The organism is Burkholderia sp. S-53 (assembly GCF_025560745.1).
Classification (GTDB): domain Bacteria; phylum Pseudomonadota; class Gammaproteobacteria; order Burkholderiales; family Burkholderiaceae; genus Burkholderia; species Burkholderia pyrrocinia.
Map to the genome: position 1 here is coordinate 463952 of NZ_CP090483.1, position 21911 is coordinate 485862.

General features: G+C 64.9%; 13 protein-coding genes. 9 read left to right on the plus strand and 4 right to left on the minus strand.

Annotated features, from left to right (window positions below):
- Window positions 1–76 precede the first annotated feature (76 nt).
- The 7 genes from tssF to LXM88_RS07245 all read left to right on the plus strand — a co-directional run bounded on the left by tssF (window position 77) and on the right by LXM88_RS07245 (window position 11944).
- A complete protein-coding gene (tssF, locus tag LXM88_RS07215; RefSeq protein WP_262540581.1) occupies window positions 77–1912 on the plus strand; it encodes a type VI secretion system baseplate subunit TssF in 1836 nt (611 codons plus the stop codon).
- Window positions 1876–2976 (plus strand): type VI secretion system baseplate subunit TssG, encoded by a 1101-nt coding sequence (tssG, locus tag LXM88_RS07220; protein WP_262540582.1) that lies wholly within the window; start codon window positions 1876–1878, stop codon window positions 2974–2976. The genes tssF and tssG overlap by 37 nt, the downstream gene beginning before the upstream one ends.
- Window positions 2977–3019: 43 nt before the next feature.
- Entirely contained in the window at window positions 3020–5689 is a 2670-nt protein-coding gene (gene tssH, locus LXM88_RS07225) for a type VI secretion system ATPase TssH (RefSeq protein WP_262540583.1), read from the plus strand.
- Window positions 5690–5732: 43 nt separating this feature from the next.
- A complete protein-coding gene (gene tssA, locus LXM88_RS07230) occupies window positions 5733–6854 on the plus strand; it encodes a type VI secretion system protein TssA (RefSeq protein ID WP_262540584.1) in 1122 nt (373 codons plus the stop codon).
- 114 nt (window positions 6855–6968) lie between these two features.
- The gene (locus tag LXM88_RS07235) at window positions 6969–9647 is read left to right on the plus strand and encodes a type VI secretion system Vgr family protein (protein WP_262540585.1); all 2679 of its coding nucleotides are present in this window, start codon (window positions 6969–6971) and stop codon (window positions 9645–9647) included.
- Window position 9648: 1 nt separating this feature from the next.
- Window positions 9649–11142 (plus strand): hypothetical protein, encoded by a 1494-nt coding sequence (locus LXM88_RS07240; RefSeq protein ID WP_262540586.1) that lies wholly within the window; start codon window positions 9649–9651, stop codon window positions 11140–11142.
- Window positions 11143–11182: 40 nt separating this feature from the next.
- Window positions 11183–11944 (plus strand): hypothetical protein, encoded by a 762-nt coding sequence (locus tag LXM88_RS07245; RefSeq protein ID WP_262540587.1) that lies wholly within the window; start codon window positions 11183–11185, stop codon window positions 11942–11944.
- A 634-nt stretch (window positions 11945–12578) separates the two neighbouring features.
- On the opposite strand, the gene LXM88_RS07250 is transcribed toward LXM88_RS07245, so the two are convergent.
- The 4 genes from LXM88_RS07250 to LXM88_RS07265 all read right to left on the minus strand — a co-directional run bounded on the left by LXM88_RS07250 (window position 12579) and on the right by LXM88_RS07265 (window position 19575).
- Complete coding sequence (locus LXM88_RS07250) at window positions 12579–13496, minus strand: OmpA family protein (protein WP_262540588.1); 918 nt, start codon at window positions 13494–13496, stop codon at window positions 12579–12581.
- Window positions 13497–13500: 4 nt separating this feature from the next.
- Window positions 13501–14490: a type VI secretion system-associated protein TagF gene (gene tagF / locus LXM88_RS07255; protein ID WP_262540589.1), complete on the minus strand. Its 990-nt coding sequence runs from the start codon at window positions 14488–14490 to the stop codon at window positions 13501–13503.
- The gene (gene tssM, locus LXM88_RS07260) at window positions 14487–18428 is read right to left on the minus strand and encodes a type VI secretion system membrane subunit TssM (protein WP_262540590.1); all 3942 of its coding nucleotides are present in this window, start codon (window positions 18426–18428) and stop codon (window positions 14487–14489) included. Before tssM ends, tagF begins: the two co-directional genes overlap by 4 nt.
- Window positions 18429–18729: 301 nt before the next feature.
- Entirely contained in the window at window positions 18730–19575 is an 846-nt protein-coding gene (locus LXM88_RS07265; RefSeq protein WP_262540592.1) for a M15 family metallopeptidase, read from the minus strand.
- Between the two features lie 121 nt (window positions 19576–19696).
- On the opposite strand from LXM88_RS07265, the gene LXM88_RS07270 reads away from it, so the two are divergent.
- Together LXM88_RS07270 and LXM88_RS07275 are read left to right on the plus strand one after the other, a co-directional pair.
- Entirely contained in the window at window positions 19697–20665 is a 969-nt protein-coding gene (locus LXM88_RS07270) for a phage tail protein (protein ID WP_262540593.1), read from the plus strand.
- 205 nt (window positions 20666–20870) lie between these two features.
- Window positions 20871–21899 (plus strand): transporter, encoded by a 1029-nt coding sequence (locus LXM88_RS07275; RefSeq protein WP_262540594.1) that lies wholly within the window; start codon window positions 20871–20873, stop codon window positions 21897–21899.
- Window positions 21900–21911 lie beyond the last annotated feature (12 nt).

The following is a 21911-nucleotide window of genomic DNA, read 5'->3' on the forward strand; positions in this document are numbered from 1 at the left end:
ATCAAGCCGCCGAGCGGGCCGGACCGCCCGGTGGTTGATCAGGTCCGGCAGGAAATATTGAGGTTCGGGGTCGTCGATGGAAGAATTGCTGCCGTATTACGAGCGCGAATTATCGTTTTTGCGGCGCTATTCGCGAGATTTCGCCGAACGCTATCCGAAGATCGCGGCACGGCTCGCGTTGTCGGGCGAGCATTGCGAGGATCCGCACGTCGAGCGGATGATCGAGTCGTTCGCGCTGCTCGGCGCGCGCATCAACAAGAAGCTCGACGACGACTACCCCGAATTCACCGAAGCGCTGCTGGAAGTGCTGTATCCGCACTACCTGCGGCCGTTCCCGTCGTGCTCGATCGCGCAGTTCACGCCGGCATCGCCCGGCCAGCAGACCGAACCGGTCGTGATCGACCGCGGCACCGAGCTGAAGAGCCGCCCGATCCGCGGCGTGCAGTGCCGCTTCCGCACCGCGTACGACGTGACGCTCGCGCCGATCCGCATTTCGGAAGCGCGCTACACGCCGGTCGCGCTCGCGCCGAGCGCGACGGTGCTGCCGTCCAACGCGACGGGCGTGATCTCGATCACGTTCGAATCGCTCGCCGCGCAGCTCGATCTCGGCGCGCTGAAGGTGTCGACGCTGCGCGCGCACCTGCACGGCGAGCAGTCGTTCGTCGCCGCGCTGACCGACTGCCTGTTCGTCAACGTGCTCGGCGCGTATGTCGAGCCCGAACGCAACGGCCGCTGGACGCCGCTGCGCAAGCTGCCGATCGCGCAGGCCGGCTTCGACGAAGACGACGCGCTGATCGACTACCCGGCGAAATCGCATCCCGCGTATCGCCTGCTCACCGAATACTTCGCGTTCCCCGACAAGTTCGATTTCGTCGATTTCGACCTCGCGGCGATCGCGCGCGCGTCGGGCCGCTGCCAGCGCGCGACGCTGCACCTGGTGTTGCAGGACGTGCGCAGCGATTCGCACGTTGCGCGGCTGCTCGAGCTGCTGACGGCGAGCCATTTCCGGCTGTTCTGCACGCCGATCGTCAACCTGTTCCGCCAGCACGGCGAACCGATCCGCATCACGCACCGCGCGGTGTCGTACCCGGTGATCGCCGAGGCGCGCCGCGCGTTCGCGTACGAGGTGTACTCGATCGATTCGGTGAAGCTCGTCAGGCAGCAGGCGCATGAGGAATCGGTGATCGAGTTCCGGCCGTTCTATTCGCTGCATCACGGCGAATCGGCCCGGATCGGTCACTACTGGTTCGCGCGCCGCAACGACTGGGTCGCGCAGAAGAGCCCCGGCTACGAAACCGAGATCTCGATCGTCGACATCGATTTCGAGCCGACGTCGCCGCAAACCGACACGCTGAGCCTCGACCTCACCTGCACGAACCGCGACCTGCCGGCGATGCTCGCGTTCGGTCTCGAGGGCGGCGACCTGTTCCAGGAAGGCGGCGCGCAGACCAGCGGCATCTCGATGCTGCGCCGCCCGACGCAGAGCGTACGCTTCGAGCGCGGCCGTGCCGCGCACTGGCGGCTCGTATCGCACCTCGCGCTCAATCACGTGTCGCTGGTCGCGCACGGCCTCGCACCGCTGAAGGAAATGCTGACGCTGTACGACCTGCGGCGCACCGCCGTGTCGATGCGCCAGATCGACGGCCTGGCCGGCGTCGAGCAGCGCGGCGCCGTGCAATGGCTGCCCGGCAAGCCGTTCGCGACCTTCGTGCGCGGCATCGAGATCCGCCTGACGATCGACGAGGAGCACTTCGTCGGCGCGAGCCTCGCATCGTTCGTGCGCGTGCTCGACAGCTTCTTCGGGCTTTACGTCCACCTCAACAGTTTCGTTCAATTAGTCGCCGTGTCGAAGCGCACCGGCGAGGAGATCATCCGATGCAAGCCCCGCACCGGCGAATCGATCCTGGCGTAGTCGACGCGCTGCTCGACGAGCCGCACCGCTTCGAGTTCTTCCAGGCGGTGCGCGTGCTCGAAGGGCTGTTCGCGCGGCAGGCGTCGGATGCCCCCGGCGCATGGCGGCAGGGCGACGTCGTCGCGCAGCGCATCGCATTCCGCAACACGCTGTCGCTCGGTTTTCCGCCGAGCGAGATCGAGGGCGCGCGCTCGTTTGACGACGACGGCGCGCTGCTCGACTCGGGCGAGCAGCGCGGCGCCGCGCTTGCGGCCGGCGAACTCGGCCACGTCGAGCTGACGCCCGCGTTCTTCGGGCTGCTGGGCGGGCAGGGCGCGCTGCCGCTGCACTACACCGAGCAGATCGTCGCGCGCGAGCACCTGAAGCGCGATCATGCTGCGCGCGCGTTCTTCGACGTGTTTTCGAACCGCGCGACCGCGCTGTTCTATGCTGCGTGGAAGAAATACCGGCTGCCGTTCCATTACGAGCTCGATCGCGACGAGCGCTACCTGCCGCTGCTGCTCGCGATCGCGGGCGTGCCGAGCGACGAGGTGCGCGACAGCCTCGCGGCCGGCGCGGGCGGCGTGCTCGACGAGGCCGTTGCCGGCTACGCGCTGGCCGCGCGACACCGGCCGATGTCGGCCGCGTACCTGCAGCGCACGCTGTCCGACTATTTCCGCGTGCCGGTGAAGATCGACCAGTTCGTCGGCAAGTGGTACGACGTGCCGCCCGACCAGTTGAGCGTGCTCGGCGAGGTCAACGCGGTGCTCGGCGCGACGGCGCTCGTCGGCGAACGCGTCTGGCAGCGCGACATGCGCGCGCGGATCGTCGTCGGCCCGCTGTCCAAGCGCGACTATGAGGCGTTCCTGCCCGGCGGCGCGCACGCGGTCGCGCTCGAACGAATGCTGACGCTGCTCGCCGGCGTCACGCTCGAATACGAGGTGAAGCTGGTGCTGAAGCGCACCGAGGTCGGCGCGAGCGTGCTCGGCGCGGGCTCGCGGCTCGGCTGGGACGCGTTCCTCTGCACGCGCGACACGATCGACGACCGCTCGGACGCCCGCTACGAACTGCACGTGATTCACTGATTCCGAACGACAACAACACGCAATCGAACCTGAGATCGACGCCATGAGCACGCCTCTGAAGACCCTGATCACGAAACTGAACCCGCTGTGCCGGCACGCGGCCGAGCGCGCGGCGAGCGCGTGCCTGGCGCGCGGCCATTACGAGGTCGATCTGGAGCACCTGTTCCTCGCGTTGCTCGAGGAGCCGGCGGGCGACCTGCCGCTCGCGCTGCGCGCGAGCCGCGTCGATCCGCATGCGCTGCGCGCGGATCTCGAGCGGGAGCTGACGCGTCTGAAGACCGGCAACACGCGTACGCCGGTGTTTTCCGTGCACCTGATCGCGCTGTTCGAGCAGGCGTGGCTGATCGCGTCGCTCGATTCGCAGCTCGGCCGCATCCGGTCGGGGCACCTGCTGCTCGCGCTGCTGACCGCGCCGGATCTCGCGCAGTTCGCGCAGCGGATGTCGTCGCAGTTCGCGGAAGTGAACGTGACGGACCTGAAGCACAAGTTCGACGAGATCGTGGCCGGGTCGAGCGAAGCCGAGCCGCGCCAGGCCGATACCGACGACGGCGGCGTGGCGCCGGCCGCCGACGGTGCCGCGCCCGCGGCCGGCCCGTCGAAGACGCCCGCGCTCGACACGTACACGACCAACCTCACGCAGCGCGCGCGCGACGGCAAGATCGATCCGGTGATCGGCCGCGAAGCCGAGATCCGCCAGGCGATCGACATCCTGATGCGCCGCCGCCAGAACAACCCGATCATGACCGGCGAGGCCGGCGTTGGCAAAACCGCCGTCGTCGAAGGGCTCGCGCTGCGCATCGCGGCCGACGACGTGCCGCCGCCGCTGCGCGGCGTCGCGCTGCACGTGCTCGACATGGGGCTGCTGCAGGCCGGCGCGAGCGTGAAGGGCGAGTTCGAGAACCGGCTGAAGAGCGTGATCGACGAGGTGAAGAAGAGCGCGCATCCGATCATCCTGTTCATCGACGAGGCGCACACGATCATCGGCGCGGGCGGCCAGGCCGGCCAGAACGACGCGGCGAACCTGCTGAAGCCGGCGCTCGCGCGCGGCGAACTGCGCACGATCGCGGCGACGACGTGGAGCGAATACAAGAAGTACTTCGAGAAGGACGCGGCGCTCGCGCGGCGCTTCCAGGTCGTGAAGGTCGAGGAGCCGAGCGAGCCGCTCGCGGCCGCGATGCTGCGCGGGATGTCGGGCCTGATGGAGAAGCACTTCAACGTGCGGATTCTCGACGATGCGATCACCGAGGCCGTGCGCCTGTCGCATCGCTACATCAGCGGCCGCCAGCTGCCCGACAAGGCGATCAGCGTGCTCGACACCGCGTGCGCGAAGGTCGCGCTCGCACACAGCGCGACGCCGGCCGCGATCGACGACACGAAGAAGCGCATCGAGCGGATCGACGCGGAAATCGCGTCGCTGGAACGCGAGGCAGCCGGCGGCGCGTCGCACGACGAGCGGCTCGGCGAGCTGCGCGGCGCGCGCGACACGGCGCTGGAGCAACTCGCGAAGGACGAAGCGCGTTACGAAGCCGAGCGCGTGATCGTCGCCGAGATCACCGAACTGCGCGACACGCTCGACAAGGCGCGCGGCCCGTCCGAAGACGGCCAGCCGGTCGACGTGCAGGCGACGCGCGACCAGCTCGCCGAACGCGTCGCGGCGCTGCATGCGCTGCAGGGCGCCGAGCCTATGGTACCGCTGCAGGTCGACGGCCACGTCGTCGCCGAGATCGTCGCCGCGTGGACGGGCATCCCGCTTGGCCGGATGGTGAAGGACGAGATCGACACCGTGCTGAACCTGCAGCCGCTGCTCACCGCGCGCGTGATCGGCCAGGATCATGCGCTCGACGCGATCGCGCAGCGCGTGCGCACCGCGACCGCGAACCTCGAGGATCCGAACAAGCCGCGCGGCGTGTTCATGTTCGTCGGGCCGTCGGGCGTCGGCAAGACCGAGACGGCGCTCGCGCTGGCCGACATCCTGTACGGCGGCGAGCGCAAGATGGTCACGATCAACATGAGCGAGTACCAGGAAGCGCACAGCGTGTCGGGCCTGAAGGGCTCGCCGCCGGGGTACGTCGGCTACGGCGAAGGCGGCGTGCTGACCGAGGCCGTGCGCCGCAATCCGTATTCGGTCGTGCTGCTGGACGAGGTCGAGAAGGCGCACCCCGACGTGCTCGAGATGTTCTTCCAGGTGTTCGACAAGGGCACGATGGACGACGCGGAAGGGCGGGAGATCGATTTCCGCAACACGCTGATCATCCTGACGTCGAACGTCGGGTCGACCGCGGTGATGGCGGCGTGCCTGAACAAGCCGGCCGAGGAACTGCCCGATCCGGACGCGCTCGCCGAGACGCTGCGCCCGCAGTTGTACAAGACGTTCAAGCCCGCGTTCCTCGGCCGGATGAAGGTCGTGCCGTACTATCCGATTTCCGACGACGTGCTGGCCGAGATCATCGAGCTGAAGCTCGAGCGGATCCGCCGCCGGATCGAGGCGAACCACAAGGCCGCGTTCGAATGGGACGAGTCGCTCGTCGATGCGGTGCTGGCGCGCTGCACCGAGGTCGATTCGGGCGCCCGCAACGTCGACCATATCCTGAACGGCACGCTGCTGCCGGAGATCGCGGGCCACGTGCTCGGCCGGATCGCCGACGGCGCGGCCATCGCGCGCATCGCGGTGCGCGCGGACGAGGCCGGCGAATTCGCGTACACCGTCGAATGAGCCCCGCGTGCGACCTCTCATGCATCAACGGATTCACTGAACCATGCCGATCAATCTCCCCGAGCTGCTGACGCCGATCAGCGATGCGTCGCCCAGCGGCGACGACCTGCTGTTTTCGAACGAATTCGACGCGATCCAGGACGCGCGGCGCTACGACGATCCGACGCTCGACCAGGGCGAATGGGTGACCGAGATCAAGGAGGCCGACTGGGGCTTCGTCGTCGACCATGCGGGCGAGCTGCTGCGCACGCGCACGAAGGACCTGCGGCTCGCCGTGTGGCTGACGGAGGCGCTCGCGCTCGAGGACGGCATCACCGGCCTCACCGAAGGTTATGCGCTGCTCGAGGGTCTGTGCCGCGAGTTCTGGGGCAACGTGCACCCGCTGCCCGAAGGCGACGACACCGAGTACCGGCTCGGCAACGTCGCGTGGCTGGCCGGCCGCACGGCCGAGCTGCTGCGCGCGGTGCCGTTGACGGACGGCGCGTCGAACGCGTTCAGCACGCTCGACTGGGAAGTGGCGCAGCACGTCGCGCAGTCGATCAAGCGCGACCCCGAACACGCGGACGACATCGCGCGCGGCAAGCCGTCGATCGACCAGATCGATGCGTCGCGGCGCGTGACGTCGATCGCGTTCTACACGGCGCTGCTGGCGAACCTGAAGGCATTCGAATTCGCGCTCGACGCGTTCGAGGAGCGGCTCGTCGAGCGCGCGGGCGATTCGGCGCCGAGCTTCCGGCAGGCGCGCGACGCGTTCGAGACGGTGTACCGGCTCGCCGAGCGCTTTGCGCGCGAGCAGGGCTATACGGGCAGCGCGCCGCACACGCAAGTGGCGCAGCAGGCGCAGCCCGAGCGCATCGAGCCGAGCTTCGGCAACCCGATCCAGACCGAGGAGACCCACGTGCAGTCGCAGACCGCTCCGCGTCCTCCGGTGACGCAGATGATCGCCGGCATCCAGAACCGTGCGCAGGCCGTCGACCAGTTGCGCGCGGTCGCGCGTTATTTCCGCCAGACCGAGCCGCACAGCCCGGTCGCGTACCTCGCCGACAAGGCCGCCGAATGGGCCGACATGCCGCTGCACAAGTGGCTCGAGAGCGTGGTCAAGGACGACGGCTCGCTGTCGCATATTCGCGAGCTGCTGGGCGTGCGGCCGGACGAGCAGTCGTAATGTCCGCGTCGGGTCGAGGTTCTTCGGAGGTGTCCGAGGTGCCGTGAGAGAAGGGCTGTTTCCTGAGAGCGCGGGCCCACGCGGGATCGCGGCAAACAACAAGATGGATGACGCATGAACGTGACCGAACTCGCACAGGCGATTCGCGGTGGCCTGATTCAGCAGGATCGTCTGCTGAAGACGGACATTCCGTCGTTGCCGAACAATGCACTCGTGCCGCGTCGGGCCGTGACCCATTCCGAACTGGGGCGCGACTTCAGCGTCACGCTCGATCTCGTTTCCACCGCGAGCGACATCGAGCTCAAGACGCTGATCGCGAAGCCGATGACGCTGTGGATTCAGCAGGCGAACCAGTCGTATCTGCCGATCAACGGCTATATTCATACGGCGCGCAGGCTCGGCGCGGACGGCAGCCTGTCGAGCTATCAGCTGACTTTCGCGTCGTGGATGCACTTCCTCAAGTTCCGCAGCGACATGCGGTACTGGCAGGACCAGAGTGTCGATGCGATCCTCGCCGATGTATTCGACGCGCATCCGCAGGCCAAGGGGCAGTATCAGTTCGCGCTGTCGAAGCCATTGCCGTCGCGCTCGTACTGCCGTCAGAGCGAAACCGACTGGAACTTCGTGCATCGCCTGATGGAAGACGAAGGGCTGTTCGGTTTCTGGCGGCATAGCGAGGACGGCAACGCGCACACGCTCGTCGTGACCGATGACCTGCATGCCGTCGATGAGCTGTCGCCGAAAACCGTCAGGTTCGGCCGGTCGGGAACGGGAAGCGAAACCGCCGGCTTCACGCAATGGACCGCGTCGCGGACCTTGCAGAGCACGTTGCATACGACGCGTACGTTCGACTATAAGTCACCGTCGTCGCCGGGCAACCCGAACGGCACGACGTTGCCGACCAAGGCCGGTCAAGGGGATCTGCCGGAGCAGGCCGAAATCTACGAATACACCGGTGCGTATACGTATGCGGGCCAGGACCGCGGCGAACACTTGTCGAAGATTCGCCTGGAACAATGGGAGTCGCGCGCGAAGCGTTTCTTCGGCGTGGGCGGCGTGCGCGGGATCGATGCCGGCCGGCGCTTCACGCTGGCGGATCACCCCGAGCACGACCGCGATGCGGCGCAGGACCGGGAATTCGCGACATTGAAGGTGTCGCGGTACATCGAGAACAACCTGCCGATCTCGGACCATGAAGCGAATTTTCCGCACAGCCTGCAGGATCGGCTGGCGCAGGTGAAAGCCGGCCACGGTGAAGCGGCCGCATTCGAAATCGGGCATGACGACGGTTCGGCCGGGTTCTATCTGGTCGAAGTCGAAGCGCAACGCGCGGTTGTGCCGTATCGCAGCCCGTTCGAGCACCGGAAGCCCGAGATGCAGCTCGAAACGGCTGTCGTCGTCGGGCCGAAGGGCGAGGAGGTCTACACGGACGCACTGAACCGGATCAAGGTCATGTTCGTCTGGGACCGGCAGAGCGAGGGCCGCGAAAACGCGTCGTGCTGGGTGCGCGTCGTTCAGTCGGATACCGGCGGCGGTTACGGCAGCGTCCATATTCCGCGGGTCGGCGAGGAAGTGCTGATCGGCTATATCGGCGGGGACTGCGACCGGCCGATCGTGATGCATCGCGTCTACAACGGGGCGACCAAGCCGCAGTGGCATAGCGACGGGATCCTGTCGGGCTTCCGGTCGAAGGAGTATGCGGGATCGGGGCACAACGAGATGGTGCTCGACGACGCGACCGGGCAGAACCGTGCGCGCCTGTTCAGCAGCAGCGCGAATTCGCTGCTGCATCTCGGCTATCTGATCGAACAGAGCGGCAACACGCGCGGCGCGTATCTCGGCTCGGGCTTCGACCTGCGCACGGATGCTTACGGTGCGGTGCGTGCGGCACAAGGGCTGTATGTCACGACGCATCCGAAGCAGGCGGACAGCCAGCCGCTCGATGTGAGCGAAGCGCAGCAGCAGCTCGCCAATGCCGACGGGCTGCTCGAGTCGATGTCGCAGGTCAGTGAAATGCATCAGGCCGAAAGCCTCGGCACCGGGCACGATGCGCTGAAGCAATTCACCGACGCAACGAAGAACAGTGTGGCGGGTGCGTCGTCGGGCGGCAGGACCGCGGGCGGCGGGACGGGCAGCGCGAATGCGTTCAAGGAACCGGTGATGCTGTTCGCGAGCCCGGCGGGGATCGGGGTGGCGTCGCAGCAGAGCGTGCATCTGGCTGCAGACCGGCACATCAATCTTGTCAGCGGTCAAAGTACGCATCTCGCGAGCGGCAAGTCGCTGGTGGCGAGCGTCAAGGAGAAGCTCAGCCTGTTCGTGCAGAACGCGGGCATGAAGTTCTTTGCCGGCAAAGGTCCGGTCGAGATACAGGCCCACAACGACAACGTCGAGATGACCGCGCAGAAAGCCGTCAAAGTGTTGTCCGCGACGGCGTCGATGGAAGGCGTCGCGAAGCAGGAAATCCTGCTGACGTCGGGCGGCGCGTACGTCCGGATCAAGGACGGCAACATCGAGATTCACGCGCCGGGGAAAATCGACGTGAAGGGCGGGCAGCACGCGTTCAGCGGCCCGACGAGCCTGCACAAGACGTTCAAGACGGAAGGCCGCAAGGCGGACATGCGGATTCGCTATGTCGACGCCGACGGGAACGTGCCGCACGGGGAGCCGATCAAGTTCGCGACCGAGGACGGGACCGAGCATAGCGTCGCGCTCGATTCCGAAGGCAAGGCGGAATTGAAGAACATCGATTTTGACGAGTTCGTGGCCAGCCAGGTCAAACGGACGGGAGAGTGAAATGGGCAGGCCGCTTGTTCAGCATAACGTTTGTATCGATCTGCCGGGGGAGGCAGTCAACTGCGCGGCCGAGACGGAGTTGACGGTGCTGTTGCGCAAGCACCGGGACGTGGTATTCGACATCAAGCTTCACCCAGGCGCAACTTATACCGTCACCACGACGCATCCCGATCAACCCAACGGGCGCTTTTATGACACGAAGCGGAAAGTGAATGCCGGCCAGACCACGTTCAAGGATGGGGAGCCATGCTACATCTGGATCGGTCGTACTTTCGAGGGTAGCCTGATTCTCAAAGAAGGTGAAAAGGTGCTGGGGCGCTATCCGATCAGCAAGATAGACTGCACAAAGGGTTGTACGGACGATCCGAAGGATAAACCAGCGCCGGTTCTGATTACACTCCACAACGACAAAGAGTGGGCGAAGGATTTAATTCGAATTTCGGATGCCGGAGTGCTAGGCGGTAACCCTCCGTCGCCATCTCTAATGTCGGCTCTGGATCGGGCTCGCCAGGCACAATCCAAGGGTGATTCGCCCAGTCAGTTGAGCGATAGTCCGTTTCAGTCAAAAAGGTCGACGACGGGGGTTGCCAATATTTATTCTAATGAGGCGTTGAATTTTTCCAAGGACGGTCGGGAAATAAATTACTCCATTCACATGTTTAGCGTGAAGCGGAATGTCGGGGTGGAGGAGCCTAATTGGGTGCTTAGTTTTTTCAAAGAAGGTGACAAGCCATACGAGTTTAAGCCAAATCCTCATGATGTTATATCGAGAAACTGGTTGCTTATGCAGGCCGGAAATATCGGTGCGTATATCAGAGATGCCTGGTATGGAAATGAACCCTGGGCGAGGGACTTTTTTAAAAGATCGTTTTATTTGGTTAAGCGTGGTGGTGAGACGGTGCTCACGTTCTCCACTGTCCCGGAGGATTGGAAAACTCTGGGATTTCTATTGGTCGGCTATCAACGAGAGGTGCAGGCTGGCACTAAGCTGGCGACGATAGCCGGAGGGGCGGGGTCATTGTCATCCGCCGGAGCAGCGGCATGGAACGCAGCCAAGGGATCTTTTGCCGGAAATTCACTGATTGCATTTTTTATCGGTGCCGGAATAGACACATTTGTCTGGTTTTCGGACCCGGCTCAGGATTTCCGCGATTTAGTCGCAATATTGCTGGTTGACGCTTTCAAGGCAGCCTTGGTTGGTGCGGCAATAAGTCTTGTTAACGCGGCTGTTGTGACTGCGGCCGCGGCGACAGGGGTAACGGTTGGCGCTTTGGCAATAGGTGGCTTTGTTTTGATTGCGGGCGTTGGGTTGCTTGTTGATTACTTGTTTGATGCTAGTGGGAAAAAATTTGTAAAACTTCTGTTTCATAATCCCAAGGCGATAGCAAATGAGATCGAGGCTATGATACGAAAGGCTGGTAAAGTGCTCGAGGAAAAATTGCCTAAGGATTATGGTGATTATTATTCTGGTTCAAAATGGATTATGATCCCATAGATGTGTATTTCGATGTGGTTTATTTTGGGATTAAAACTTGATGACGATTCAATCCGATGTTGATGATGGTTCGCCGATAGATTTGCATGGTAAGCTGGCGGCAATTGAGTTGGTGTTTGGTTTGCTTGTCGCTGGCATGTATTATGTGTTCTCGCAACTGGGTGTGATGGCGGATTCTTTGTGGAAGCTGGTGTTGGTCATCCAGGTTTTCGTGTCGGTTGTGTTGTATTTCCACTATGTGACGAATCGGCAATCGCGCAGGCTCTGGGTTGAAGGCGTTGTCTCCATGTTGGCGCTGGTTCCGTGGTTGATGATTGCGTTGATTTGGTTGTTTTACATATTGTATATACCGATGCCCGTGGTTTTGAAGGCTTCAGTGGTCGTGATTTGCTTCGGTATTATCGGGCGACACGCCTTCATGGTTTTTTTGGATTTTCGCCGCGCTGCACTGAAGGAGGCGGTTCTGGGTACAATTTATCACGACGATGGCAAGAGTTTGATTTTTCGTAATTCTCGCGGTGGGTATATCGATCAGTTGACGTCGAGAAATCCATTGAAAGGTTCGGTGTTGTCGGTGGTCGGATATTTGGCGCCTTTTGCTGCGGCATTTGGAATGAATGCGAATCATATTTTCAGTGATAATGTTGGTCCGCATGCGATATGCGTTGTTTTGTCGCTTGTCGCGTTTCCGATGTCAATTTATATTCTCGGGAATTTCTACGTGAAATCTCTTTTTTTTCGAGTGTATTTGCCGTTGAGGCTAGAAAAAAGGACTGGAAAAAAGGTCATTCTCGGTTCGTGAACATGCGTTTGCTTGCAGCGAAATGATGTGGCTTGGGAAGCAGGCAAGGGGACGCCGCGACTTGTCGTCGGTGTGTTCAATGATTCAGATACGCCTTATGCAGATGGCGTGGCCTCGACTCGATATCAAATCAAATCGAAGCGCCAGAAGCAATTACCCGCCGGCCGTTTCCTTACACGCGCCGGCGTCATCGATACGATCTACCGATTTGCGATTTATCTGGCGCCGGCGCGGTCTGAAAGCACATGGCGAAGATCCACCCGCATTAACTGACTGAAACGACAGAACGAAGCGTCATACCCGACAGATGCCGTGTAATTTTCATAGCGAATCTGGGGCCGGTGTCGGCGGATTCGTTGTTGTTCTCGACGGCGCTGCTGTACCCGTGTTCGCAGCTTCTAGCTGGCGTTATCGTCACGGGCAGCTTGTTGATGATCGGCATGCCGCGTCGGCCGGGGGCAGTTCTTGGGAAACCGGTCGTGTCGACTGGCGATTGAGGCAGCGGGCCAGGACGCGCCCTCCGACCGCGAGGGAGTAGATGGCCGGCATGTCGACACGCCTGTCGACGCACCGTGCGAACCGCATTCGCCGAAGCAATGCAAACACCGGCCCGTGCGGTGGCAATGCGCGCGGTTTACTGCCCCACCCGGAACTCGATCCTCCGATTCCGCGCCCTTCCATCCGCCGTGTCATTCGGCGCGATCGGCTGATCCGGCCCGACGCCCGTCGTCGTCATCTGCTGCGGCGGGATGCTCTTCGTGATCAGGTAACCCTTCACCGCATCCGCGCGCGCCTGGCTCAGCGCGATGTTCGAGGTCCGGTTCCCCGAGTTGTCGGTGTGGCCGATGATGTCGACCGTGCGGTTCTGCATCTTCGAGAGTGCGGCCGCCATCTGGTCGAGGATCAGCTTGCCCTGCGGCGTCAGCGTCGCGCTGCCGGTCTCGAACTCGATCGTCCGGTTCGCGAGCGTCTGGTCGAGCACACCTTGCTCGGACGCCGACACGCGCAGCCCGTTCTTGATCGTGTAGGTCGGGTTCAGCGTGTTCGCCATGTCGCTCGCGAGCTGCTGGCGCTGCGCCTCGTTGTGCACCTCGCCCTTCATCTCGATCTGCGTGCCGTTGATCTTCAGTTGCCCCTTGCTGATCTGCTTGAGCTGCGCGCCGAGCAGCTTCTGCACGTTCGCGCTCCAGTTCGGCGGCGTCGCGACGTCGCCGACCTCGATCTGGTCGACGACGTTCGCCGCGCCGTAGGTGTCGCGCAGCTTCTGCAGCACGGCGGCCTTGGTCGCTTCGTCGGGCACCTTGCCGCCGGCGACGACCTGGCCGGGCGCCGCGTTCGCGGGCGGCGGCGTGATCGTGCCGGCCGTGCCGTGCACGACGGTGCCGGACGCTGTCGCCGGCGTGGCGCCGGCGTTCGCGGGCAGCGCGGTCGTCGCGACTGCGCCGTTGCCGACCGGCGTGACGGTCGCGCCGGTGTTCTGCGCGAAGCTCGCGCCGCTCGCGAACAGGCCGGCGGCGAGGAGGGCGGCGAGGACGTAATTCGTGCGATGCATCCCGTCAGCCTCCGATGAACGCTTCGCGGAACGCGTCGATCGCGACGCGCAGCGAGAGTTGCGGTTGGTCGAGGTAGCTGACGAGCTTGCTGATCTGGTGATCGTTTTGCGCATGGGCGTCGATCCACTCGGGATCGTCGATGTCGATGTTGTGGGCGGCGTAGGTTTGCGGATCGACAACGCTCAGCAGCGTCTTCGCCGACGCGCCGTTGAAGCCGATGATGAGCCGTTCGCGCTCGGCGATCGAGCCGATGAAGATCGCGAGCTCGAAGTCGGCCTGCGCGACGAACGGCGCGATCAGTTCGAGCCAGAACGCGGCGACGAGGCTGCGGTAGAACGGATCGACCGGCAGCGGCAGCGTGAGGCCGCGCTCGATGTGCGACGAGCCGCTCTGCATCACCGGCCGCAGCAGCGAGCCGAGCGCGAGCATCGCGCCGCGCAGCCGCACCGGGTGCCCGCTTTCGAGCAGCATCTGCTGCAGGCCATACAGCGACTGGTGTTCGACGAAATCGTTGAAGGTGCCGTCATGCGACGTGCCCGGGCCGCCGACGTCGATCGGCACCTGCGTGTCGCCGAGCGCCTGCAGCGCGCCGGGCGGCTCGTCCTTGCCGAGCAGCGGCGGCATCTGCGTGGCGACGCGCGACCACAGCCGCGCGAATGCGAGCGGGCTGCGCGCGAGGAACGCGAGCGGCCGGTCGACCTCGAGCGCGGTTGCGCCGAGGAACGGGAAGCGGCGCATCGACACGTCGTGGCTCGCGACCATGTGGCCCGCGATCGCGAGCTTGCTGCGCGAGCCGAGGAACGCGAAATGCATCGGCTTCGCATCCTCGTAGACGAGCTTCCAGCGCGGATCTTCCGCCAGCAGTTCGAGCGCCTGCGCGATCCAGCGATCGAGCGTCTGCAGCAACTGCGGATTGTGCTGGCTCTTCACGAAGTCGCCGCGCGACGGGATCTTGCCGAAGTAGGCGATTTGCGCCTGTACGGTTTGCGTCATTGCGCCCCCTGTGCATTCGTTGCGTTGGCGGCCGCGACGGCCGGCGCTGCGCCCGGCGTGCCCGTGCCGGACTGGGTCGCGTTCTGCGCGGCAGCCGCGCTCGCGTCGGCGACCGACGACGGCAGTTGCAGGCCGCGCAGGCTTTGCTGCTGCGGCTGGTCGCCGCCACCGGCCGTCGGTTGCGACGTGCTGATGATGCGCATCGTCACCGACACGTTCACGCTGCCCTGCGTCCACGTCAGGTCGAAGGTGCCGTCCGGACGGCGCTTGCGTTGCGCCGAGTTGATCAGCTTCTCGAGACCGTAGCGGCCCGGCTCGTTGACGAGCTGCACCGTGCGGCCGTCGAAGGTCGTCGCGGACAGCGTCGCACCCGCCGAGCCCTGCGGGTTCGGCCACACGAAGTTGGTCCACTGCGGCGGCGTGTTGCGGTAGCGCAGTTGCTGGCCGTCGATTGCGATCGTGTATTCCGTCGTGCCCGTGCTCGGCTGCGGCAGGATCTGGAACACGGTCTGCGGCTCGGACGCCGCGGCCGCGCCGCCTGCCGCACCGCCCGCGAGCGGTGCGACCCAGCGCGCGAAGCCGTTCGTGAAGTCCGGTGTGAGCCCGATGCCCATGTCGCCCCACGTGCGGGCGGCGAGCGTGTCGCCGCGGCGCACCGCGAGCGGCCCGAGCGTCGTGCCGACGAACTTCGCGATCGCGCCGTCCGGACCGAACACCTGCGCGATCTCGCCGGCGCCGGCCTCGACCTTCGCATTCGCCGCGAACGGGTACTTCGTCGCGAGCGAGTTCTGGAACGGCTGGTAGACCTGCGCGTTCCACACCTTGTTGACTTCGGTGCTGGCCGGCTGGATCACGACCGCGAACGCCTGCATCAGCGGCCGCACGAGCAGCGGACGCAGCGACTTGCGTTGCGAATCGGTGAGGCCCGTCAGCATCTGCTCGTCGACGAGCTTCAGCGAATCGGCGAGTTCCGAACCGTTGCCGTCGAGAGTCTGCTGCATCAGCTGGCGCGCGCCGGGGCCGGGGTCGCCCTGGTTCTTGATCACGTTGAAGCGGGTCCGGACCTTCGACAGCGAATCCATGTAGCCCTTGAGCATCGACGTGCCGTCATGCGTCGCGACGATCCGCGCGAGCCCGATGAACTCCTGGCCGATCGGACCCATCGGCACGTCGGCCGGATTGCCGTTGATGTCGATGTTGGCGGCCGCCACCTGGCCGGCCTGCGAGCGCGAGAACAGTTGCTTGACCCAGTTCACGACGCCCGTCTGCGCCTTCTTGATCGCCACGTTCGCGAGCGACGGGTTGTCCCACGACGTCTGGTCGTACGCGGTATCGAGGATCTTGCGGATCGGCGAATCCTGCGGGTCGCCGAGGCGGTTCATCCCGTCGACGGCCTGGCCGAAGCTGCTGAAGCCCTGCACCGCGATGCCCTGCATGAACTTCTGCCAGTGCTGCGCGTACTCGGTCTTGTACATGCCGACCAGCGTCTTCTGGATCTGCTCGGGGCTGCCCTCGAGCGTCAGGTCGTCCTGCGTCGACGTATTCAGCACCCAGTCCTTCGCCTGCAGTTCCTTGGTCGCCGCGTCGCGGATCGCCGGCTGCACGTAGTCGAACCACGCTTCGCGCGTGAACGTGCCCGGAATCGCGTAGCTGCCGGCCACCAGCCCCTGGTTGCCGTCGCCGACGATGCGCGCGATGGTCATCGGCGCGAAGCGGGTCGACGCGCGCGCCTTGATTTCCTCGTAGACGCGCTGGCGGGCCGGCATCCCGCGCACGACACGGCGCAGGTTCTCGCGGGTCTGGTCGACGAGCGCGAGGTTCGCGTCGATCATCGGCCAGTCGTTGTCGTTCACGCGGGCGAGGTAGAACGAGATCATGCGCTCCGCGCTCTTGATCATCTCGTCACGCGGCATGTTGCCGCGATTCGTCTCGAGCCAGCCGCGCCAGAAGCGGGCGAGCTGGTCGGTCAGGTGCGCCTGCTCGACGTGGCGCTTGTCGGACAGCATCAGGTACGTCTTGAGCGCGTTGTACGCGTCCTGCACGTTGGTCGGCGACGCGTCGCTGTAGAGACCGCCCTGCGGTGCGGCCGGCTGCTGCGGCGCGGCGGCCGGCGCGGTGCCGGACGCGGCCAGCGCGGCACCGGCCTGCGCGGCGCCTGCCGCGTTGGTCGAGACCTGCATCGCGCCGCCCTGCACGGCACCCGATTCGGGCGGGCGGGTCATCGGCACGAGCTGTTCGGGGTGCGCGTTCACGTCCTTCATGAACGACGCGAGGTTCTGCGACACGGGGGCCAGCAGGATCTGGCGCACGCCGTTGTAGTACTCGGTCAGCAGGTGCTGCTCGAGACGGTCGCCCTGGTACAGGCCGAGCGACACCGACAGCGGCTTGTCGCGACGGAACTGCTCGAGCTGCTCGATCCGGTCTTCGAGGATGTCCATCGCCTGCAGGCGCGACTGCAGGTCGTTGCGGCCCTGCTGCAGGCGCGTGACGTTGTCGAGGTCGGCCTGCACGTTCGAGACGAGCTGCTGGTTGCCGATCGTCGACCAGGTCCAGCCGCCGAGCGCGATCGCGAGCGCCGCGACGAAGCCGAAGAAGGTCGCGTAGCGCAGCCGCGTCTTGGTCGGGCTGGCGAACTGGCGCACCGTCTGGCGGTCCGCGAAGATCACCTTCGAGAACAGGTCGCGCAGGAAGAAGCCGTTCTTCGAGAACGCGCTGTGCGGCTTCGGCAGCGCGTTCGCGTCGAGGCCGAAGCGGTGCGCGATGCGCTGCGCGGCCGTGCTGCTGGTTTCGCCTTCCTGCAGCGCGCTGGTGAAATAGAAGCCGCGGAAGATCGGCTTGTACTGGAACGGGTTGTTCTCGAACAGCGTCGCGAGGAACGCGCGCAGCGACGGCTTGATCGTCGAGAATTCGAGCGGGAAGCTCAACTGGCCCGGCGACAGCTGGTTGCCGCGCGACAGCGCCAGCTGCGCGACGCTGATCTCCTTCAGCCCTTCGTAGAGTTCCTCGAAGTGCGTGTCGAACTGCGCGACGACGTCGCGCTTGTCGTCGGGCTCGTAGGGAAGCGTGGCGCCCCACACGCGGTCGTACTCGTGCTTGTCGCTGCTGCTGAAGAATTCGGTGAAGCCGGTGATCAGGTCGGCCTTCGTGAACATCACGTAGACCGGCGCGAACACCTCGAGTTTTTCCGTCAGCTCCTGAACGCGCTGGCGGAGGTTTTTCGCGAGGTTGATCGCGAATTCGGGGCGGTTGCCGGTGAGTTCGGCGATGCTCGCGGTGACGATGATGCCGTTGATCGGCGCCTTCGGACGATAGCGCTTGAGCAGGCCGAGGAAGCCGAGCCACTCGCTGCGGTCTTCCTCGTGCACCGAATAGCGGCCGGCCGTATCGAGCAGGATCCCTTCGGTCGTGAAGAACCAGTCGCAGTTACGCGTACCGCCGATGCCGTGGATGACGGCGCTGTTCTTGTCCGCGAACGGGAACTGCAGGCCCGAATTGAGCACGGCGCTGCTCTTGCCCGCGGCCGGGTTGCCGATCACGATGTACCACGGCAGTTCGTACAGCGCGGAGCCGCCCGAGACCTGGCCGATCTTCGACGTCTTGATCGTCTTCACCGCGTCCGACAGGCGCGTGCGCAGCACGTCGAGGTCGGCCGTCTTCGCGTCTGGCGCGAGCGCGGCGGCGGCGGGTGCCGCGATCTTGCCGGTTTCCGCCTGCTCTTCCAGCACCTGGCCGAGCTGCTGGTTCGCGCGCTTCACGCGCCAGCGGCGCCACAGCGCGACGACGAGCCACAGCGCGAGGATCGCCGCGAAGGCGATCGCCGCCCACAGCAGCGGGAGCTGCAGCATGTCGGCGACGATGAAGAGGATGGCCGCTAGCGCGACGATCCCGACGATCGAGAGCGTACGCGGATGAGTCAGCACGTTGAGGATGCGTTGCATAGGACGTTCAGGTTCCGGTGCGATTCGGTAAGGCGACGCAGGCGCGCCGAGCGGCAAGGGTGGCGCCGCGATGTGTCGCCATGCTGTCAAACGGGATGAAGGGGGCTGGCATCAATGCGCCCGCGGCATCGGAGAAGGCGCGCGCATTAATGAAAGGACGCTGTGAGATTTAAAACGGAAGCGGCGGCCGCAAAAAATCGCGCACCGGAATGCCCGATTTTTTGCGTCGCCCGTATCGTTTCCTGCCGGGATATTAAAAAGCCCCATGCCGCCCTCATTATTTCCTGTCCGGCAGCCCTGGCTAGCTGCCGCGTCCCAGTTTAAAACCGGGTTTATGGTATTCCACGTGCCCGAGATCCATCATTTTCCATCGGCCCCCCCAGGTCAGGCCGACCTGCTCGGCGACCTGGCCGTACAACTGGTAGCCGCGCATCGCCCACGGATCTTTCTCGGAAATGACCAGCTTGCCGTCGCGCAGGAACGCGTTGTCGGCCGCCAGCCCGAATTGGTGATAACTCTGGAAGGCCGCCGCATTGGTCACGTTGCTGCCCATCTGTGCCAGCCGGTTTTGCCGTTCCGGGCTCCGGTAACCTTCCAGCAGCGCCATTTCATAACCATATTGTTCGTGCATGATCTTGTAGACCAGCAGCAAACGCGTACGGAAATCCGGGTCCAGCAGGTTCCAGTCGCGGCTCGCGTCCTTCAGCGCCGGGCGCACCTGTTCGACTTCCTTGGTGGCGAAGACTTCCGGCGGCAGCGGCAGGGGCGGCACAAGCTGTTCGCCCTGCAGCAGCGCGGCGATCTTCTCGTCGGGCACGCGCGCCGTGTCGTCGTACTGGAACAATTGCCGGCCGCGTAACGCAATGGCGACCAATGGCGGCGTCGCAAGAATACCTGCCGATACCATAATCATCAAGCGCCGCCGAACCAGTAAATTTTGCACATCGTTTAATGCGCCGCGCGTAGCGCTTGCCGATTTAACAATCTGACTTCGCGTGCGGGTGGCGCGATCGTTCGCACGGCGCGTAAGACGGCCGTGAAACTGGGCGACGGACTCGAAAACGGTCGCGCGGATACCCGGTAAAAGCAACAGTGCCGCAACCGCGACGGCAAGGGCGAAATAGGCGACGAGTGCGACGGCAATCAACGAAATCCCCGGAAATTGGAATTGATTGTGTTTTGCAATGCTTGCTCTTAGAATCAGGCTGCTTTGAGAGGCCGGGCTATATTATCGCGGTGAATTAAACCAGGATTCAATGAGACGCTGAATGAGTGCGCCGGAAAATTCAAATTCGAAAACTCCACCCAGCCTGCTGTCCGATACTAAACCGGAAGGCACCGGAGGAGCTCAGCAGTCTCGCATTCTCGCGAATCTGGAAGGGCGTGTCACGCCGTCCGCCGAACCGGCGCGCCGTTCGCTGAAGGCACCGATCGCGGCCGTCGTGGCCTTGGTGGTTGCCGTCGGCGGCTGGGGCGCGTGGCGCATGCAGCAGCCTTCGGGGGAGCAGGCCGCCGCCGTCACGGCAGCGGCCGCGCCCGCAGCGGCTGCGCCGGCCAAGGCCGCACCGGCCAGCGGGGCCACCGTGCAGGTCGCGCAGAATGGCGCGTCCGCCGCGCAACCGGCGACGATCGTCAACGACGATTCGGCTTCCCAGACCGTTGCATCCGCATCGTCCGCGTCCGGCGCGGACAGCAGCCGCCTGTCGCGCGCGCTCGCCAATGGCGCCGACGACGCATCGGGCGCGGCGACGGCCGGTGCAGCCGCAGCCGCCACGGCCGCCGCGGCAGCGACGACCAAAACCGCGAAGGCCGACGCCGCGAAGAACGCGAAGGTCGCGGCACACGCCAAGGCCGACACGAAGGCCGAGACGAAGGCCGAAGCCCGCAAGCGCCGCAAGGAACAGGAAGCCGAGCTCGCGCAGGCGAAGAAGCGCCGCGACGCGGCGTCGACGCGTACCGCGAATGCGAAGGCGGCCGGGAAGGACGATCCGGATGCCGATCTGCTCGCGGCGCTCGTCGCGCGCACGAAGCCGGCCGACAAGAAACTCGCCGCACAGAAGGCGCAGGCCGTGCCGACCAAGGCGGCCGCGACGACCGGCTCGCTTGGAGCGCGCGTGAAGGAGTGTTCGGAGCGCGGCTTTTTCGAGGATCAGTTGTGCCGCTGGCGCGTCTGCGACGGCCACTGGGGCAAGGATCCGGCTTGCCCGAACGCAGCACAGGCGGAGACGCGGCAGTAACGCGTCCTGCGCATGCCGCCATGCCGTATCTGCGCCGCCCGTTGGGCGGCGCGTTGCTTTGGGGCACGGAAGCCGCCGGTATCATGCCGGGTGACGCTGTCACGCGTGCGTCACGCCCGTCGGGCATACGTCTCCTTTCCTTTCCCGGCGCGGGCCCGCGACCCGCGATGTGCGGCGCGCCGCGCGCCGTACGACTTTCGACACGATGGACCTGATCGTACAGACTTACGGCGCCGATACGTCCGGCATGGTGTGCGGCTTCCGCTTCGTTCCGGGCGGATCCGGCGCGACGCTCGACGCCGATGCCGCCGCCGCGTGGCTGCGCACGTGCCGCGCGCACGATGCGGCCGCGTCGGACGATTTCGTCTGGCTGCACTTCAATCTCGCGCACGGCGCGAGCGAGCGCTGGATGCGCACGCATCTCGAGCTGCCCGACAGCTTCTTCGAATTTCTCCACGAAGGTTCGCGCTCGACGCGCATCGAGCAGGAAGACGGCGCGCTGCGCGCGATCGTCAACGACGTGATGTTCAATCTCGAACTGACGCCGTCGGAGATCGCGACGCTGTTCGTCCACGTCGAGCGGCGCATCATGGTTACTGCGCGACTCAAGCCGCTGCGCTCGGTCGACACGCTGCGCGCGTGCGTGCGTGACGGCGAGCAGTTTCGGTCGCCCGCGGAACTGCTCGTGCACCTGCTGCGCGACCAGGCCGACCTGCTGATCCAGATCATGCGGCGCACGAGCGTCGACGTCGATCGAATCGAGGATCGCTTCCTGTCGCAGCGGCTCACGTCGAGCCGCATCGAGCTCGGCGCGATGCGCCGCACGCTGACGCGCCTGCAGCGCATGCTCGCGCCCGAGCCCGGGTCGATCTTCCGGCTGCTCGCGAAGCCGCCCGCGTGGCTGCACGTGGAAGACGTGCAGGAGCTGCGCGAATCGACCGAGGAGTTCTCGCTGGTGCTTGGGGATCTGTCGGGGCTCAACGAGCGGATCAAGCTGTTGCAGGAGGAGATCGGGTCGCGTCTCGACGAGCAGAACAACCGGACGCTGTTCACGCTGACGCTCGTGACCGTGATCGCGCTGCCGATCAACATCGTCGCCGGCTTCTTCGGGATGAACGTCGGCGGCGTGCCGTTCTCGGAGAACAAGCACGGCTTCTGGCTGATGGTGCTGCTCGTCGCGGGCTTCACGGGGCTTGCCGCATGGTGGGCGTTCCGCCGTCGCGACGATCGCTAGCGCCGGCGCTGC

Excerpts from the sequence above, each read along its gene's own strand:
- tssF (WP_262540581.1), top strand. The coding sequence starts at position 77 with ATGGAAGAATTGCTGCCGTATTACGAGCGCGAATTATCGTTTTTGCGG.
- tssG (WP_262540582.1), top strand. The coding sequence starts at position 1,876 with ATGCAAGCCCCGCACCGGCGAATCGATCCTGGCGTAGTCGACGCGCTG.
- tssH (WP_262540583.1), top strand. The coding sequence starts at position 3,020 with ATGAGCACGCCTCTGAAGACCCTGATCACGAAACTGAACCCGCTGTGC.
- tssA (WP_262540584.1), top strand. The coding sequence starts at position 5,733 with ATGCCGATCAATCTCCCCGAGCTGCTGACGCCGATCAGCGATGCGTCG.
- LXM88_RS07235 (WP_262540585.1), top strand. The coding sequence starts at position 6,969 with ATGAACGTGACCGAACTCGCACAGGCGATTCGCGGTGGCCTGATTCAG.
- LXM88_RS07240 (WP_262540586.1), top strand. The coding sequence starts at position 9,649 with ATGGGCAGGCCGCTTGTTCAGCATAACGTTTGTATCGATCTGCCGGGG.
- LXM88_RS07245 (WP_262540587.1), top strand. The coding sequence starts at position 11,183 with ATGACGATTCAATCCGATGTTGATGATGGTTCGCCGATAGATTTGCAT.
- LXM88_RS07250 (WP_262540588.1), bottom strand. The coding sequence starts at position 13,496 with ATGCATCGCACGAATTACGTCCTCGCCGCCCTCCTCGCCGCCGGCCTG.
- tagF (WP_262540589.1), bottom strand. The coding sequence starts at position 14,490 with ATGACGCAAACCGTACAGGCGCAAATCGCCTACTTCGGCAAGATCCCG.
- tssM (WP_262540590.1), bottom strand. The coding sequence starts at position 18,428 with ATGCAACGCATCCTCAACGTGCTGACTCATCCGCGTACGCTCTCGATC.
- LXM88_RS07270 (WP_262540593.1), top strand. The coding sequence starts at position 19,697 with ATGAGTGCGCCGGAAAATTCAAATTCGAAAACTCCACCCAGCCTGCTG.
- LXM88_RS07275 (WP_262540594.1), top strand. The coding sequence starts at position 20,871 with ATGGACCTGATCGTACAGACTTACGGCGCCGATACGTCCGGCATGGTG.